Annotated in this window: 15 protein-coding genes and 1 other RNA gene; 11 read left to right on the plus strand and 5 right to left on the minus strand. The window is 61.7% G+C overall.

Annotated features, from left to right (window positions below; genetic code table 11):
• Nucleotides 1-10 precede the first annotated feature (10 nt).
• Nucleotides 11-568, minus strand: a complete 558-nt coding sequence (locus tag QF039_RS28100) for a YecA family protein (RefSeq protein WP_003213952.1) — start codon at nucleotides 566-568, stop codon at nucleotides 11-13.
• A 139-nt stretch (nucleotides 569-707) separates the two neighbouring features.
• Here QF039_RS28100 and QF039_RS28105 point away from each other — a divergent pair, with 139 nt between their 5' ends.
• The 4 genes from QF039_RS28105 to QF039_RS28120 all read left to right on the plus strand — a co-directional run bounded on the left by QF039_RS28105 (nucleotide 708) and on the right by QF039_RS28120 (nucleotide 2,126).
• Complete coding sequence (locus QF039_RS28105) at nucleotides 708-917, plus strand: TIGR02449 family protein (protein ID WP_003213954.1); 210 nt, start codon at nucleotides 708-710, stop codon at nucleotides 915-917.
• Nucleotides 914-1,231: a cell division protein ZapA gene (locus QF039_RS28110; protein WP_003213956.1), complete on the plus strand. Its 318-nt coding sequence runs from the start codon at nucleotides 914-916 to the stop codon at nucleotides 1,229-1,231. The genes QF039_RS28105 and QF039_RS28110 overlap by 4 nt, the downstream gene beginning before the upstream one ends.
• Before the next feature lie 30 nt (nucleotides 1,232-1,261).
• A non-coding RNA gene (gene ssrS / locus QF039_RS28115) (6S RNA) lies at nucleotides 1,262-1,440 on the plus strand.
• Nucleotides 1,441-1,496: 56 nt separating this feature from the next.
• Complete coding sequence (locus QF039_RS28120; protein ID WP_177054900.1) at nucleotides 1,497-2,126, plus strand: 5-formyltetrahydrofolate cyclo-ligase; 630 nt, start codon at nucleotides 1,497-1,499, stop codon at nucleotides 2,124-2,126.
• A 7-nt stretch (nucleotides 2,127-2,133) separates the two neighbouring features.
• On the opposite strand, the gene QF039_RS28125 is transcribed toward QF039_RS28120, so the two are convergent.
• Entirely contained in the window at nucleotides 2,134-2,283 is a 150-nt protein-coding gene (locus QF039_RS28125; protein WP_003213959.1) for a hypothetical protein, read from the minus strand.
• A gap of 196 nt (nucleotides 2,284-2,479) precedes the next feature.
• Here QF039_RS28125 and QF039_RS28130 point away from each other — a divergent pair, with 196 nt between their 5' ends.
• From QF039_RS28130 to QF039_RS28145, 4 genes are all read left to right on the plus strand, one after another.
• The gene (locus QF039_RS28130) at nucleotides 2,480-2,929 is read left to right on the plus strand and encodes an EVE domain-containing protein (RefSeq protein WP_003213961.1); all 450 of its coding nucleotides are present in this window, start codon (nucleotides 2,480-2,482) and stop codon (nucleotides 2,927-2,929) included.
• Between the two features lie 140 nt (nucleotides 2,930-3,069).
• The gene (locus QF039_RS28135) at nucleotides 3,070-4,035 is read left to right on the plus strand and encodes an HlyD family secretion protein (protein WP_003213963.1); all 966 of its coding nucleotides are present in this window, start codon (nucleotides 3,070-3,072) and stop codon (nucleotides 4,033-4,035) included.
• Nucleotides 4,032-6,752 (plus strand): ribosome-associated ATPase/putative transporter RbbA, encoded by a 2,721-nt coding sequence (gene rbbA / locus QF039_RS28140; RefSeq protein WP_307521802.1) that lies wholly within the window; start codon nucleotides 4,032-4,034, stop codon nucleotides 6,750-6,752. The genes QF039_RS28135 and rbbA overlap by 4 nt, the downstream gene beginning before the upstream one ends.
• Nucleotide 6,753: 1 nt before the next feature.
• On the plus strand, nucleotides 6,754-7,872 hold the full coding sequence (locus QF039_RS28145) for an ABC transporter permease (RefSeq protein ID WP_003213965.1): 1,119 nt from the start codon (nucleotides 6,754-6,756) through the stop codon (nucleotides 7,870-7,872).
• A gap of 127 nt (nucleotides 7,873-7,999) precedes the next feature.
• Here QF039_RS28145 and QF039_RS28150 read toward each other — a convergent pair whose 3' ends face one another.
• Nucleotides 8,000-8,407 carry a flagellar basal body-associated protein FliL gene (locus QF039_RS28150; protein WP_003213967.1) on the minus strand — a complete coding sequence of 136 codons (408 nt, stop codon included), beginning with the start codon at nucleotides 8,405-8,407 and terminating at the stop codon, nucleotides 8,000-8,002.
• Between the two features lie 149 nt (nucleotides 8,408-8,556).
• On the opposite strand from QF039_RS28150, the gene QF039_RS28155 reads away from it, so the two are divergent.
• The 3 genes from QF039_RS28155 to glpT all read left to right on the plus strand — a co-directional run bounded on the left by QF039_RS28155 (nucleotide 8,557) and on the right by glpT (nucleotide 11,786).
• Nucleotides 8,557-9,534: an NADPH:quinone oxidoreductase family protein gene (locus QF039_RS28155; protein WP_177054897.1), complete on the plus strand. Its 978-nt coding sequence runs from the start codon at nucleotides 8,557-8,559 to the stop codon at nucleotides 9,532-9,534.
• A gap of 76 nt (nucleotides 9,535-9,610) precedes the next feature.
• Nucleotides 9,611-10,228, plus strand: a complete 618-nt coding sequence (locus QF039_RS28160; RefSeq protein ID WP_008438881.1) for a flagellar basal body-associated protein FliL — start codon at nucleotides 9,611-9,613, stop codon at nucleotides 10,226-10,228.
• Nucleotides 10,229-10,448: 220 nt separating this feature from the next.
• Nucleotides 10,449-11,786, plus strand: coding sequence for a glycerol-3-phosphate transporter (glpT, locus tag QF039_RS28165; RefSeq protein WP_003213972.1), 1,338 nt, complete (start codon nucleotides 10,449-10,451; stop codon nucleotides 11,784-11,786).
• Here glpT and QF039_RS28170 read toward each other — a convergent pair.
• Both QF039_RS28170 and QF039_RS28175 read right to left on the minus strand, forming a co-directional pair.
• The gene (locus tag QF039_RS28170) at nucleotides 11,783-12,436 is read right to left on the minus strand and encodes a gamma-glutamylcyclotransferase (protein WP_003213974.1); all 654 of its coding nucleotides are present in this window, start codon (nucleotides 12,434-12,436) and stop codon (nucleotides 11,783-11,785) included. The genes glpT and QF039_RS28170 overlap by 4 nt on opposite strands.
• A 40-nt stretch (nucleotides 12,437-12,476) precedes the next feature.
• The gene (locus QF039_RS28175) at nucleotides 12,477-14,870 is read right to left on the minus strand and encodes a TonB-dependent siderophore receptor (protein ID WP_177050311.1); all 2,394 of its coding nucleotides are present in this window, start codon (nucleotides 14,868-14,870) and stop codon (nucleotides 12,477-12,479) included.
• Between the last annotated feature and the right edge of the window lie 149 nt (nucleotides 14,871-15,019).

Below are 15,019 nucleotides of genomic sequence, written 5' to 3' on the forward strand. Positions count from 1 at the left end.
GCTTCCTTTCTTAGTGCAGCGACGGCTTGGGTGCAGCGGGCTCAGCCGATTTACGGGTCTCGGTGAACAGCAGCAGCGGCGCGACGCGCAGGTATTCCATGACTTCCATGTAGTCGCTTTCGCCGTCTTCGGACTCTTCCAGGGCGTCTTGCACCTGAGAGATGGCGGCCAGGTCCTGCAGCACTTCCTGGGCATCGGTGCTCAGGTCGAGGCCGCCGGCGTTCACGCCGAAACCGTGGAGGAAGCCTTGGCACCATTGGCCCAACGCGGCGGCGCGCTCGGTGAGCGGCGCGTCATCGGTAGGCAGCAGCAGGACGACGGTGACGTCATCACCGGTCAGCTCGCCTTTAACCATCTCTTGCAGGCCGATGAGCGCATTGCGCACGTTTTCGGTAGGCTCGGTTTCCAGCAGCTCGGCGACATCGGCCAGCCAGTTGTCGGCATCAAAGCCGACACCGGTGCAACTGCGGCCCAGCAGCACGCCGTGCAGTTCGGCAGGCGAGCAAGGATGACCGCTGGAACTCAGCAGTTTGGAAAAAGCATCGTACGGGGAGTTCTGAATGGGCATGGTGAGCTAGGCGCCAGACGGCGCAATGTCTAGAATGAAGCGCTGTATCCTAGCATCGGCAGACGTACCAAGACTATCGAGGGCGTCAGATCGTTTATCCAGCAGTTGCCATTCATCAGACAAAATCCAGTGGAACCCAATGGAAGACACCGACCTGCAAGCGCTGATGGCCAGACTCGAGCTGCTAATTAACCGGGTCGAGCAACTTAAGAGCCAAAACGGACTCCTATTAGCTCAGGAAAAGACCTGGCGCGAGGAACGCGCTCACCTCATTGAAAAAAACGAAATCGCCCGGCGTAAGGTCGAATCGATGATTTCGCGCCTGAAGGCCCTGGAGCAAGACTCATGAGTTCAAGCAATAGCGTCACCGTGCAGATTCTCGACAAAGAATATTCGATCATCTGCCCCCAGGAAGAACGCAGCAACCTGGTGAGCGCTGCCCGCTACCTGGACGGCAAGATGCGCGAAATCCGCAGCAGCGGCAAAGTCATCGGCGCCGATCGCATCGCCGTGATGGCCGCACTGAACATTACCCACGATCTGCTGCATAAGCAGGAACGGCCTGACGTGCAGGCCAGCGGCTCGACGCGCGAGCAGGTGCGCGACCTGCTGGAGCGGGTCGATCTGGTACTTTCTACCGATCCAGAGCCACCCAAGGGCTGATTGCGGCGTCGGTTTCGGGTATACTCGCCCCACTCCCTGGCGTGCTTGCCAGTCGGCGATGTCCCTGAGCCGATTCGCACTACCCTGGAAGTTACACGTTGGGCTGGTGTGCATGTCCGCTAGACGGAAAGCCTTAAAGCCTACTGTTTCTTCCACCTTGAACTTTCGGGTTCAAGGGCTAAGTCGACAGCGGTTCTGTCGGGGAGCCTGATTCCCAAATCCAATGCCAGTCCCAGGACTGGCATTGTTTTATGAGCCGAAAACCATGACCGAACCTGCGCCGCTTTCCCGCCCGCAACTTCGACGCATGCTGCGCAAAGCCCGCCGCGCCCTGACGCCAAGCGAGCAACGCCAGGCCGCCCTGGGCCTGTATCGGCAACTGGCACAGCACCCGCTGTTTCGCCGGGCCAAACACCTATCCTTATATCTACCGACGGACGGTGAAATCGATCCGCGCCTGCTGCTGCGCGCTGCACAGCGCCAGGGCAAGGCGACGTACCTGCCGGTGCTCAGTGCATGGCCGCGAACCAAGATGGTGTTCCAGCGAGTGCGCCCCGGCGAAAAGCTGAGGCCCAACCGTTTTCGCATCCTCGAGCCCCAGGTAAATGCCAGCCGGCAACGCAAGGTCTGGGCGCTGGACCTGGTGCTGCTGCCACTGGTTGGCTTTGATGATGTGGGCGGACGGTTGGGCATGGGCGGCGGGTTTTATGACCGCAGCCTGGCCTACATGGCCCGCCGGAAATCCTGGCGCAAGCCGACGCTGTTGGGCCTGGCCCATGAATGCCAGAAGGTCGAACGATTGGCACAGGCAAGCTGGGATGTACCGCTTGAGGGCACAGTCACCGATAAGGATTGGTATATAGCAGAGACGCTACTGGAATCAGCAGCGCCTTGAAGACGGGTCAGCGTTTGAACGGTTGCGGCTGTTGCTGTGCGAGTTCAATCGGTGCGTCAGTCTTGTTCGACCACAAGCTCTGCGCATAGCCGGTGGTCACAACGCCCAGGCCGAACAAAATAACCAAAATCCATAGTAAATCCGGTTTGCGTTTCATCGATTGCCCCCCTTCAGGCATCTTGCACACGATGACAGCAACGTTCCATTAGTAGTCCGTGCCAGCTGCGTCAAGCTCAAAACCCCGGCATTCTGCGTTAACGTGAACCAACACGCAAACCTTGACGCCAACCGACTGTCGGTTTGTCATAAAATTGCAGGACAACTTTCCCAATCGACTTTTGAGGAGCGAAAACATGGCCTATTGGCTGATGAAATCCGAGCCCGATGAACTGTCCATCAAGGGCCTGGAAAAGCTCGGCGAGGCCCGGTGGGACGGGGTGCGCAACTACCAGGCGCGGAACTTCCTGCGGGCGATGGCGGTGGGTGACCAGTTCTTCTTCTACCACTCCAGCTGCCCGGAACCGGGGATTGCCGGCATCGGTAAAATCGTCGAGGCAGCCTACCCGGACCCGACCGCGCTGGAGCCCGACAGTCATTATTTCGACGCCAAGGCCAGCCCTGAAAAAAACCCGTGGAGCGCGATCAATGTTGCCCACGTCGAGACCTTTGCGAAGGTCCTGGGGCTGGGCTATCTGAAACAGCAAACCGCCCTCGCCGAGTTGCCCCTGGTGCAAAAAGGCAGCCGCCTTTCGGTGATGCCGGTCACCGCCGAGCAATGGGCCGCCGTACTCGGCCTGCGCTGAAACAGCAGAACCCTGCGGTCACGCCCATGGCGCATGCATCTGCGCGCCAACCGGGTTAGGCTGGCGCTTCATTTGACCCGCATCAAGGGCCTCCGGGCAGGATCGGTCAAACTAGGACGCTAACGCCGCAGGATGCACCCATGTCGACGAACCACCGTACCTCCCATCTTTTCGCCATTCCATTGATTGTCTTGCTGCTGGCCGCCGGCGGCTTCGGCTATTGGCAATCCACCCAGGACCGCCTGCCCGAAGGCTTGAGCATGGGCAATGGCCGGCTGGAATCGACTGAAGTGCAGATCGCCGCCAAGATCCCCGGTCGCCTCGCCGAAGTGCGGGTGGACGAAGGCGACAAGGTGCTCAAGGGCCAACTGCTGGCGCGCATGGACACCCGCACCCTGGAAGCCCAGCGCGCCCAGGCCGAAGCCGAAGTGCTGCGGGCCAGGGAGAATTTCGCTGCTGCCGAAGCCAATGTGCAACTGCGCCGGAGCGAACAGCTGCTGGCCAGCCAGGAACTCAAGCGCACCCAGGAGCTGTACAAGCGCGGCTTCGCCAGCGGCCAGTTGATCGACCAGCAGCAGGCCCGGCAAAACACCGGCAACGCTGCCGTGGTCGCCGCCCAGGCCCAGGTCAATTCGGTAAAGGCCGCCATCGGCGCCGCCCAGGCCCAGGTCGCCCAGCTCACCAGCGAAATCGAAGACAGCAGCCTGCGGGCGCCTATCGACGGCATCATCCAGCTGCGCCTGGCCGAACCCGGCGAAGTGCTCGGCGCGGGTGGCCGCGTGTTACTGCTGATCGACCCCAACGACCAATACATGAACCTGTATCTGCCCGCTTCGGTAACCGGCGCCCTGACCGTCGGCAGTGAGGCGCGGATCGTCCTCGACGCCCTGCCGAAGCAACCGCTGCCGGCGAAAATCAGCTTCGTCGCCGCCAAGTCGCAGTTCACCCCCAAGGAAGTGGAAACCCGCGACGAACGCCAGAAGCTGGTGTTCCGGGTCAAGCTGCGCCTGACCCAACCAAGCGCCGTGCCCCAAGCCAAACCGGGCATGCCCGGCGCCGGCTATGTGCGCACCGCTGACCTGGACTGGCCGGCCAACCTGCAATGAACGGCCTGGCGCTGCACGCCACGGGGATCAACCATCGCTACGGCAAGCAACAGGCGCTGATCGACATCGCCTTCAGCCTGCCTGCCGGCACACGCTGCGGCCTGATCGGCCCGGACGGCGCCGGCAAGTCGAGCCTGCTGGGCTTGATCGCCGGGGTCAAAAAGCTTCAACAAGGCGAACTGCAAGTACTCGGCGGCTCCATCGAAGACCGCCGCCACCGCAACAGCCTGTACCCGCGTATCGCCTTCATGCCTCAAGGCCTGGGCGGCAACCTTTACCCCGAGCTGTCCATCAGCGAAAACATCCGGTTCTTTGCCACGCTGTTCGGCCTGTCAAAAGCCGATTGCGACCAGCGCATGCACAACCTGCTGCTGGCCACCGACCTCGCACGCTTCGCCGAGCGACCTGCCGGCAAGCTCTCCGGCGGCATGAAGCAGAAACTCGGCCTGTGCTGTGCACTGATCCACGACCCGGACCTGTTGATCCTCGACGAACCCACCACCGGCGTCGACCCGCTGTCCCGTCGACGCTTCTGGGAACTGGTGGAAACCGTACGCAGCGAACGCCCGCAGCTCACACTGCTAGTGGCCACCGCCTACATGGAAGAAGCCGAGCAGTTTGAACACTGCCTGATGCTCGACCGCGGCAAGCTGATCGCCGACGGCCTGAGCAGCGAACTCGCCGCCGCGACGCCCAGCGGCAAACTGGACGAAGCCTTCACCCATTTCCAGGGCGACAGTGCCCATAACAACGAACCGCTGGTGATTCCGCCCCGGCAAAGCGACAACACCGACATCGCCATCGAAGCCCACGACCTGACCCTGCGCTTCGGCGACTTCACGGCAGTCAACAAGGTCAGCTTCGCGATTGGCCGGGGCGAGATCTTTGGTTTCCTCGGCTCCAACGGCTGCGGCAAGACCACCACCATGAAAGTCCTCACCGGGTTGATGCCCGCCACCGAGGGCACCGCCACGCTGCTGGGCAACCCGGTCAACGCCAAGGACCTGGCCACCCGCAAGCGCGTGGGTTTCATGTCGCAAAGCTTCTCGCTGTACGGCGAACTCAGCGTGCGCCAGAACCTGGTGCTGCATGCGCAGTTGTTCGACCTGCCCAAGGCCGGGAGCGGCCAGCGCATCGACGAGTTGATCAAGCGTTTTGACCTGGGCGACGTTGCCGAGCAGCCGTCCGGCGAGTTGCCGCTGGGCCTGCGCCAGCGCCTGTCCCTGGCGGTGGCGGTGCTGCACCGCCCGGAAGTGCTGATCCTCGATGAGCCGACCTCGGGCGTCGACCCGGCCGCGCGGGATGACTTCTGGCGGCTGCTGATCGAACTGTCCCGGGAACAGGGCGTGACGATCTTCCTGTCCACCCACTTCATGAACGAAGCCCAGCGCTGCGACCGCATCTCGCTGATGCACGCGGGCAGGGTGCTGGCCTGCGACACGCCGGACGCGCTGCAACAGCAGTTCCACGGCGAAACCCTGGAAGCAGCGTTCGTCACCTGCCTCGAACAGGCCCAAGGCGCGCCCGAAGCGGCCACCGCGCCCTCCGAAACCGTCAGCGAACCCATGGCCCCACCCGTCAGCAAACACGGGTTCAGCGTCGCCCGCCTGTTGGCCGTGGCCAGCCGCGAAGGCAAGGAACTGCTGCGGGACAAAGTGCGCATGGCCTTCGCCCTGTTGGGGGCGATTTTCATGATGGTGATCTTCGGCTACGGCATTTCCCTGGACGTGGAGAAACTCGCCTTCGCCGTATACGACCAGGATCAGACGCCGCAAAGCCGGGCCTACTTGGAAGCCTTTCGCAGTTCGCGCTATTTCGCCGAACAGTCGCCGATCACTGACTCCAACGAACTGCACAAACGCCTGCAGCGCTCGGAGATCAAACTGGCGCTGGAGATTCCGCCAGGGTTCGGCCGCGATCTCTACGCCGGCCGCCAACCCGCCGTGGCCGCCTGGCTCGATGGCGGCATGCCGTTCCGTGCGGAAACCAGCCGCAATTATGTCGAGGCCGTGCACCAGGCCAACCTCCAACAACTGGCCGAACTGAACAGCACACCACTGAATCAGCAAGCCGCCGCCAAACTGGAAACCCGCTTTCGCTACAACCAGGACGTGGTCAGCGTGAACGCTATCGGTCCCGGCGTGATGGCGCTGATCCTCGCGTTTATCCCGGCGATGCTCACGGCCCTGGGGATCGTGCGCGAGAAGGAACTGGGCTCCATCACCAACTTCTACGCCACACCCCTGACCCGCCTGGAATTCCTGTTGGGCAAGCAGGCGCCGTACCTGGCCGTGAGCCTGATCAACCTGGGCCTGCTGGTGGCGATGAACCGCTGGCTGTTCGGCGTGCCGTTCAAGGGCAGCGGCGTGACCCTGGCTTTCGGCGGCCTGCTGTATGTGCTGGCCACCACTAGCATGGGCCTGCTGATTTCCGCGTTCACCCGCACCCAGATCGCAGCGATCCTCGGCACCATGATCATCACCAGCCTGCCGACCATCCAGTTCTCCGGGCTGATCGTGCCGCGCTCGTCCCTGGAAGGCGCCGCCGCGTTGATGGGCATGTTGTTTCCGGCGGGCTACTTCCTCGACATTGCGGTGGGCACCTTTACCAAGGCCCTGGACCTGCGTCAGCTATGGCCACAGTGCCTGGCGCTGTTCGGGTTTTTCCTGGGGTTCACCGGGCTTAGCCTGATCATGCTCAAGAAGCAGGAGGCCTGAGATGCACAAGTTCGCCCATATCCTGCGCCTCGGCATCAAGGAACTGACCAGCCTGCGCCACGACAGCGTGTTGCTGCTGTTCCTGTTCTACGCCTTTACCGTCGCCATCTATATGCCCGCCGCCGGCTCGGTGATCGGCGTGCACAACGCCAGCGTGGCCTTTGTGGATGAAGACCACAGCGCGCTTTCCCGGCAACTGGCCGAAGCGCTGCAACCGCCGGAATTCCAGGCGGCGGTGCCGTTGCCGTACGACCAACTGGACAAGGTGATGGACAGCGGCCAGTACACCTTCGTGATCAACGTGCCGGCGAATTTCCAGGCCGACCTGTTGGCCGGGCGCCAGCCGGGGGTGCAGGTCAACGTCGATGCCACGGCCATGAGCCAGGCATTCATGGGTGCCGGGTATATCGGACGGATTTTCCAGCGGGAATTGCTGACCTATGGCAACCAGGCCGATGCCGCCCAAAAGGCGCCGGCGCTGCTGACCACCCGGGCGCTGTTCAATACCAACCTGGAAGGCGGCTGGTTTCTGGCGGTGATCCAGATCGTCAACAACATCACCATCCTCGCCATCGTGCTGACCGGCACCGCGCTGCTGCGTGAGCGCGAACACGGCACCCTCGACCATTTGCTGGTGCTGCCGCTGACTGCGCTGGAAATCATGCTGGCGAAAATCTGGAGCAACATGCTGGTGGTGGTGCTGTGCACCTGGCTGTCGCTGGAAGTGGTGGTGAAAGGCTTGCTCGGCGTGCCGCTGGCCGGGTCGCTGACTTTGTTTTTGCTGGTGACGGCGCTGTACCTGTTTGCCAGTACTGCCCTCGGCATCTTCCTCGCCACCCTCGCCCGCTCGACGCCGCAGTTTGGCCTGCTGGCGATCCCGGTGATTATCCCGATGCTGCTGTTGTCCGGCGGCAGCACGCCGCTGGACAGCATGCCGCAGTGGTTGCAATGGGTGATGCAGGGCTCGCCGTCGACGCACTTTGTGAGCCTGAGTGCGGCGATTCTGTTCCGGGATGCGGGTGTGAATGTGGTGTGGCCGGACTTGCTGGCGCTGGCGGGGATCGGGTTGCTGTTCTTTGCGGTGGCGTTGGCGCGGTTCAGGAAGAGCCTGGCTTCCTGAGGTGTCTGTCAGGGCCTCTTCGCGAGCAAGCCCGCTCCCACACTTGACCGAGTTCTAACATGAGAATGCGGTTAAATGTGGGAGCGGGCTTGCTCGCGAAGGGCGCGAAGGGCGCGAAGCGACCGGCTTACTGGATGATCAGGTTGTTGAACAACAGATCCTCAACCTGCGGCTTGCCGGTTTCGTCGTTCATCACTTGCTGGGTCTGCTTCAGGGCTTCCTGGCGCAGTTTTTCCTTCCCATCAACGCTGCTCATGGTGTCGTTGGTCTGCTGGGTAAACAACGCCACCAACTGGTTGCGAATCAGCGCATCGTTGGCTTTCACGGCAGCGGCTGCCTCGGGACCGGTGACCCGCAGGGCGATATCCGCCTTGAACACCCGCAGCTTCGCGGTGCCATCCAAGCCGTAGTTACCGACAAACGGCGGGCTCAGGCTGATATAGCTGACCTTCGGCGCTTCGCCTTCTTTGGCTTCTTCGGCCAGGGCTGCCGTCGGCAGTGTCAGGGCCAGCATCAACAGGATCCACGCTTTCACAGTTCATTCCTCAATTCGGTTGCCCAGTAGCATAACGCTAGCAGCCCTGAGCACAAGCTTATGGCGACTTATCAGGCCGGGGCATGCTCGTTGACCCGTCGCCCTGCCCACCTACACTTATCGGCCAACACGCCAAAAGGAATAGTCCGATGAAAGCTGTGCTGTGCAAAGCCTTCGGCCCCGCCGAAACCCTGGTGCTGGAAGACGTCGAAAGCCCGGCGATCAAGAAGAACGAAATCCTGTTGGACGTGCATGCGGCCGGGGTCAATTTCCCGGATACCCTGATCATCGAGGGCAAGTACCAGTTCAAGCCGCCCTTCCCGTTTTCGCCGGGCGGTGAAGCGGCAGGCGTGATCAGCCAAGTCGGTGAGAACGTCAGCCACCTGAAGGTCGGTGACCGGGTGATGGCCCTGACCGGCTGGGGCAGCTTCGCCGAGCAGGTCGCGGTGCCGGGCTACAACGTGCTGCCGATCCCGCCGAGCATGGACTTCAACACCGCCGCCGCCTTCAGCATGACCTACGGCACGTCGATGCACGCCCTGAAGCAACGGGCCAACCTGCAACCCGGGGAAACCCTGCTGGTGCTCGGTGCCTCCGGCGGCGTCGGCCTGGCTGCGGTGGAAATCGGCAAGGCCATGGGCGCCCGGGTGATCGCCGCGGCCAGCAGCGCCGACAAGCTGGCGGTGGCCAAGGCGGCGGGTGCCGATGAGTTGATCAACTACAGCGAAGCCAGCCTCAAGGACGAGATCAAACGCCTTACCGGCGGCAATGGCGTGGATGTGATCTACGACCCAGTGGGCGGCGACCTGTTTGACCAGGCCATTCGCGGCATCGCCTGGAATGGCCGGCTGCTGGTGGTGGGCTTTGCCAGCGGGCGCATTCCCGAGCTGCCGGTGAACCTGGCGCTGCTCAAGGGCGCGGCGGTGGTCGGGGTGTTCTGGGGGTCGTTCGCCCAGCGCCAGCCGCAGGACAATGCCGCCAACTTCCAGCAACTGTTCGGCTGGTTCGCCGAGGGCAAGTTGAAGCCGCTGGTGTCCCAGGTGTACCCGCTGGAGCAGGCGGCGCAGGCGATCAACGACCTCGGCCAGCGCAAGGCTGTGGGCAAGGTCGTGGTGCAGCTACGCTGACTATTGTTTCATTTTGTCCGCGGAGTGCCTGGGCCCATGATCGGCCGAGGCACTCACTCACTGGCAGGAATGAATAATGGTCACACCGCTGCGCGCGCTGTTTCTGGGGTTGTTGATGATGGTGTCGGCTCACGCCTTTGCCCATAAAGAGGGCAAGGATGTACGCGGGCTGAACAACGTGACGGTGCTGATCGTGCGCCATGCGGAAAAACCCGATGAAGGTCCGTTGCTGAGCCCCAAGGGCGAACAGCGGGCGGCGGCCTACGCCAGCTATTTCGACCCGCTGCTGTTGAACGGCATCTCCGTGGTGCCCCAGCGGCTGATCGCTACCAGCGACAGCAAGGAAAGCTCTCGCCCGCGCCTGACCCTGACACCCCTGGCCCAGCGCCTGCAGCTCCCGCTTGAAACACCCTACTCAGACGATCAAGTCGGCAAGCTGGTGAAGTCCCTGCGCAAGTCCAACCAGGCGCAGACCGTGTTGATCGCCTGGCATCACGGGCATATCGACAAGTTGATCGAGGCCTTCGGCGGTGACGGCGCGGCGCTGACCGGCATGAAGAAATGGCCGGAAAATGTGTATGACTGGCTGATCGTGTTGCGCTTCGACGACCAGGGTCAACTGGTGGAATCCCGCAGCCAGAAGATCCAGGAACACCTGCTTCCAGGTGATATCGCAGCCGCCAACGGCAACTGAACCGAATCACTGCCTGTGGTGAGGGAGCTTGCTCCCTCACCACAGCTTCTTGGCATTCCCTCCTGAAAACGCCCCTCACTTGTCTCTAAGCGACATGTTCGTAAAAGAACATGCAATTGCACTCAATTCCTATGCCCGCAGATAAGAGGCGGTGCTATTTTCGGTAACGAAACTGTAACATTCGCATCCGCAGTCAAAACAAGAAATCTGGAGCTCTTGAATGTTTGCTTTCTTCCGTCCTGCCGCACATCAGGCGCCCCTGCCTGAAGAAAAAATAGACAGCACGTACCGACGCCTGCGCTGGCAGATCTTCGCCGGTATTTTCTTCGGTTACGCCGGGTACTACCTGCTGCGCAAGAACTTCTCCCTGGCCATGCCGTACCTGATCGACGAGGGTTACACCCGTGGCCAGCTGGGCCTGGCAATGTCGGCGATCGCAATTGCCTACGGCCTGTCCAAGTTCCTCATGGGGCTGGTGTCCGACCGCTCCAACCCGCGCTACTTCCTGCCCTTCGGCCTGTTGGTGTCCGCCGGGGTGATGTTCATTTTCGGTTTCGCACCTTGGGCTACGTCCAGCGTGACCATGATGTTCATTCTGCTGTTCATCAACGGTTGGGCCCAGGGCATGGGCTGGCCGCCAAGTGGGCGGACCATGGTGCACTGGTGGTCGCAGAAGGAGCGCGGCGGTGTGGTTTCCGTATGGAACGTGGCGCATAACGTCGGCGGCGGCTTGATCGGCCCGCTGTTCCTGCTGGGCATGGCCTGGTTCAACGACTGGCACGCGGCGTTCTACGTCCCGGCTACCGTGGCCCTGCTGGTGGCGGCGTTTGCCTTCATCACCATGCGCGACACCCCGCAATCGGTGGGCCTGCCGCCTATCGAGCAATACAAGAACGACTACCCGGAAGGCTACGACGCCAGCCACGAAGACGAATTCAGCGCCAAGGAAATCTTCGTCAAGTACGTGCTGCGCAACAAAATGCTCTGGTACATCGCCTTCGCCAACGTCTTCGTCTACCTGCTGCGCTACGGCGTGCTGGACTGGGCACCGACGTACCTCAAGGAAGCCAAGCACTTTGACGTGGATAAAACCTCGTGGGCGTACTTCTTCTACGAGTGGGCGGGCATTCCGGGCACGCTGCTGTGCGGCTGGATGTCGGACAAGATCTTCCGTGGCAACCGTGGCCTGACCGGCATTGTGTTCATGGGCCTGGTCACCGTGGCGACCCTGGTTTACTGGCTCAACCCGCCGGGCAACCCGATGATCGACATGATCGCGCTGTTCTCCATCGGCTTCCTGATCTACGGCCCGGTGATGCTGATCGGCCTGCAGGCGCTGGAACTGGCACCGAAAAAAGCCGCCGGTACCGCAGCGGGCTTTACGGGCTTGTTCGGTTACCTGGGTGGTTCAGTGGCAGCGAGTGCGGCCATGGGCTACACCGTTGACCATTTCGGCTGGGACGGTGGTTTCGTATTGCTGATCGGCGCGTGCCTGCTGGCCATCGCGTTCCTGATCCCCACCTTGTGGCACACCAATAGCGTCAGTGCCGCACGTTAATCGTCGGAACAGCCTTTGGAACACCGCTTGAGCCGCGCCTCCAGATTCTTGTCTGGCATGGCGTGGCTACGCAGGGCGTTGACGGTCTGCTCGACATAATCGCGCGTAGTGCCGTAACGCCCGCAAGCGCTTTGCAACACGTGATTCAGCACGATGTCGGGCAAATTGCCGGCATAACTGGGCAGGTGCCGCTCCAGGACAAATCCCAATGCCTGCACCTGGCTGCCATCTTCCAGACGACAGCTGAGCCAGTGCGGCCGGTAAGAGGGATACGGCATCTCGCGCTGCCACAGGGCATACAGCGAGGCCTCCAGTTGATCTTCCGGCAAGCGGTAGGCAAACCCGCTGCACGAGCCGCCGCGATCCAGGCCAAACACCAGCCCCGGTATTTCCGGCGTGCCCCGGTGCTCATGGGACCACAGGTACAAGCCCCGGTGATAACCGTGGACCCGCGCCCGCATCCGCTGTGTCGACGAACATTCAGGCCGCCAGATCAGCGAACCGTAAGCGAATAGCCAGACCGGCCCACCCTTGTGCAGCGCCATGGTGGCTTGCATCGAGCTCATCAACTGTTCGTGAGTGAGTTGCGGCCCCAGATCGAGCCGCGGAGGGTAAGCCAATTGCAAAAGATCAGATTCAATGGCGGTCATGGCAGATCGCTTAGGTCTCCTTTGTTGTTACGAGAAGCTGTTACCAGTTGTAAGCAACTTTACCGTAATAGAACGCGCCGCTGTAACCGTACGGCGAAAAAGTGCTATAGGCCAAATTGCCACCACTGCTGGCGTAGGCATTGAGTTTTTCCGGGTATTTATCGGTGACGTTGTCGCCGCCAACGGTGAAGGTCCAGTTTTTCAGCTTGTAGTCGGCTGACAGATCCAACAGCCAGGCGGCCTTGAAGCTCTGGTCGTTGGTCGGGTCGGCCTGGTAGCTGGTGAATGAACCATAGCGCACCAAATTACTGTGCAGCGCCCAGTTGCCGAAACTCAGGTCGTTGCCCAGGCTCAGCTTGTGCTGTGGCGTGGTATCGCCCAGCAGGCCGATGCGCTCGCGACGATCCACCCGAACCAGGCTCGCGCCCAGGCTATCCAGTACGGACGGGTTGGCTTTTACGTCGGTGACCTTGGTGTGGTTGTAGTTGTAGCCCACGGTGCTGTTCCAGCGCACACCGTTGTCCAGTTGGTAGCGATAGTTGGCCACCAGGTCGACGCCATTGGTGGTGGTGTCGGTGGCGTTGGTGAAGTAGCGCACCGTGGTGTAGTTGATGTTGCCCACGCCATTGGCCTGCAGATACGCGAGCGCAGCCGGGTTCTTGCTCAGGTCCAGGTTGGAGGACAGGCTGATGCGGTCGCTGATGTCGATACGGTAGACATCGGCGGTCACGGTCAGGTTGTCGGTCGGCTCCAGCACCAGGCCGAGACTGTAGTTGCGGGACTTCTCGGCTTTCAGGTCTTCAGCGCCGAGCAGGCGCGCCACCTGGCTGTTGGCCGGGAAGGTGCCGGCTTCCTGGATGGTGTTGCCGATCAGTTGCGACGAGGTGTAGGCGAAGTTCTGCTGTGCCAGGGACGGCGCACGGAAACCGTTGGAAACACTGCCGCGCAAGGCCACTTGCGGGGTGAAGTCGTAGCGCGCCGAGAGCGAGCCGCTGACGTTGGAACCAAAATCACTGTAGTCCTCGTGGCGCACGGCGGCGGAGGCACTGAGTTTTTCGGTGAAGTTGGTTTCCAGGTCCAGGTACTGCGCCCAGTTGTGGCGCGTGCTGGTGCCGGCGTCGGAATCACGGAAGCCGCCCAGGCCCGAGCTGCCGGTCTGGTAGTAGGACGCCGGGTCGCCCGCCTTGATCTGGTAACCCTGGTCCAGGTATTCGCCGCCAAACGCCACCGACACCGGATACGGCAACCAGCCCAGGCTGAATTCCCGCGACAGGTCCAGGCTGAGTTGCTTCTGGTCATTGACCAACGTGCCGTTGTCGAACTTGCGCGGCGTGGCCAGGCCCAGCGAGGTGTTGATGGTTTCGGTACCGATCTGGTACTGGTTCTTGCCGTAGTTGACCGACACATCGTAGTGCCAGTCATAGGCCAACAAGCCGCGCAGGCCGACCGCCAGGGACGTGTCTTCCACGTCACCGCGAATCAACGGCAGGTAACCATTGGGGTTGAGCGCAGGAATGTTGTTGCTCGCGTTGCTGGCCCGGTAGAACGCCGCCGTCTCGCCGCGGGTCTTGCTGTAGCCGCCAAACGCATAGAACTCGGCCGCATCGCTGAAGGAATATTCCGAGTTGAGAAACAGCTTGCCCTGGTCAGTGGCCGGCTCGCCCTGGCGGAACACCCGCTGGCCGTAGGTCGTCGAACCAACGCTGCCCGGACGCAGGTCCTTGCCGGCGCGGTTGGTGTAATCGTTGTCGGCACCTTCGGCAGAGATGTTGATAAACCCGCTATCGCCCAGCGCCACACCGGTGTTGCCGCTGAGGTTGCGCTGGATACCGTCGCCCTTCTTGTACTCACCAAACTTGCTGGTGATCGAGCCGCCGTGGTCGTCATGCTTGAGGATCACGTTGATCACCCCGGCAATCGCATCGGAGCCGTAGCGGGCCGATGCGCCGTCACGCAGCACCTCGATATGGTCGACCGCCGACAACGGGATCGCATTCAAATCCGCCGGCGCCGAGCCACGCCCAACCGCACCGCCGAGATTGACGAAGGCACTGGTGTGGCGGCGCTTGCCGTTGACCAGCACCAACACCTGGTCCGGTGACAGGCCACGCAGCTGCGCCGGGCGCACCAGTTCGGCACCGTCTACCAGGCTCGGGCGTGGAAAGTTGATGGAAGGAATCAATCGGGCCAACACCGCGCCCAACTCATCAGAGCCGGTGCTGCGCAAGGTGTCGCCGGAAATCACATCGATAGGTGACAACGAGGCACTGGCGGTGCGCTCTTGGGCGCGGGTGCCGGTGACAATGACTGTATCGAGTTTGGGTACATCGGCAGTGGCCGTTTCGGCGGATGCCACTGGACTGAATCCCACAGCGGTCAGCAAATTAGCCGACAAAATCGCCGTGTACAGCAGGTGCTGCTTGTTGCTCCCCATACCGCTCCCCTTGGAATCAAAAGCCAGAACGTCAATGCTCTGAGCTCGTACGATCGATCCGTGTGGCGGACGGTGGCGGTCATTTATTGGTTATTGGCAGAAAGTCGGTAGTCCGTTGGCATATAGCTTAATGATATTTATGTAACAAA

This window comes from Pseudomonas sp. W2I6, assembly GCF_030815935.1.
Taxonomy (GTDB): Bacteria; Pseudomonadota; Gammaproteobacteria; order Pseudomonadales; family Pseudomonadaceae; genus Aquipseudomonas.

Coding starts and splice junctions, on each gene's coding strand:
- QF039_RS28130 (WP_003213961.1), top strand. CDS start 2,480: ATGGCCTATTGGCTGATGAAATCCGAGCCCGATGAACTGTCCATCAAG.
- QF039_RS28160 (WP_008438881.1), top strand. CDS start 9,611: ATGGTCACACCGCTGCGCGCGCTGTTTCTGGGGTTGTTGATGATGGTG.
- QF039_RS28155 (WP_177054897.1), top strand. CDS start 8,557: ATGAAAGCTGTGCTGTGCAAAGCCTTCGGCCCCGCCGAAACCCTGGTG.
- QF039_RS28110 (WP_003213956.1), top strand. CDS start 914: ATGAGTTCAAGCAATAGCGTCACCGTGCAGATTCTCGACAAAGAATAT.
- rbbA (WP_307521802.1), top strand. CDS start 4,032: ATGAACGGCCTGGCGCTGCACGCCACGGGGATCAACCATCGCTACGGC.
- QF039_RS28145 (WP_003213965.1), top strand. CDS start 6,754: ATGCACAAGTTCGCCCATATCCTGCGCCTCGGCATCAAGGAACTGACC.
- glpT (WP_003213972.1), top strand. CDS start 10,449: ATGTTTGCTTTCTTCCGTCCTGCCGCACATCAGGCGCCCCTGCCTGAA.
- QF039_RS28175 (WP_177050311.1), bottom strand. CDS start 14,870: ATGGGGAGCAACAAGCAGCACCTGCTGTACACGGCGATTTTGTCGGCT.
- QF039_RS28135 (WP_003213963.1), top strand. CDS start 3,070: ATGTCGACGAACCACCGTACCTCCCATCTTTTCGCCATTCCATTGATT.
- QF039_RS28125 (WP_003213959.1), bottom strand. CDS start 2,283: ATGAAACGCAAACCGGATTTACTATGGATTTTGGTTATTTTGTTCGGC.
- QF039_RS28170 (WP_003213974.1), bottom strand. CDS start 12,436: ATGACCGCCATTGAATCTGATCTTTTGCAATTGGCTTACCCTCCGCGG.
- QF039_RS28100 (WP_003213952.1), bottom strand. CDS start 568: ATGCCCATTCAGAACTCCCCGTACGATGCTTTTTCCAAACTGCTGAGT.
- QF039_RS28120 (WP_177054900.1), top strand. CDS start 1,497: ATGACCGAACCTGCGCCGCTTTCCCGCCCGCAACTTCGACGCATGCTG.
- QF039_RS28105 (WP_003213954.1), top strand. CDS start 708: ATGGAAGACACCGACCTGCAAGCGCTGATGGCCAGACTCGAGCTGCTA.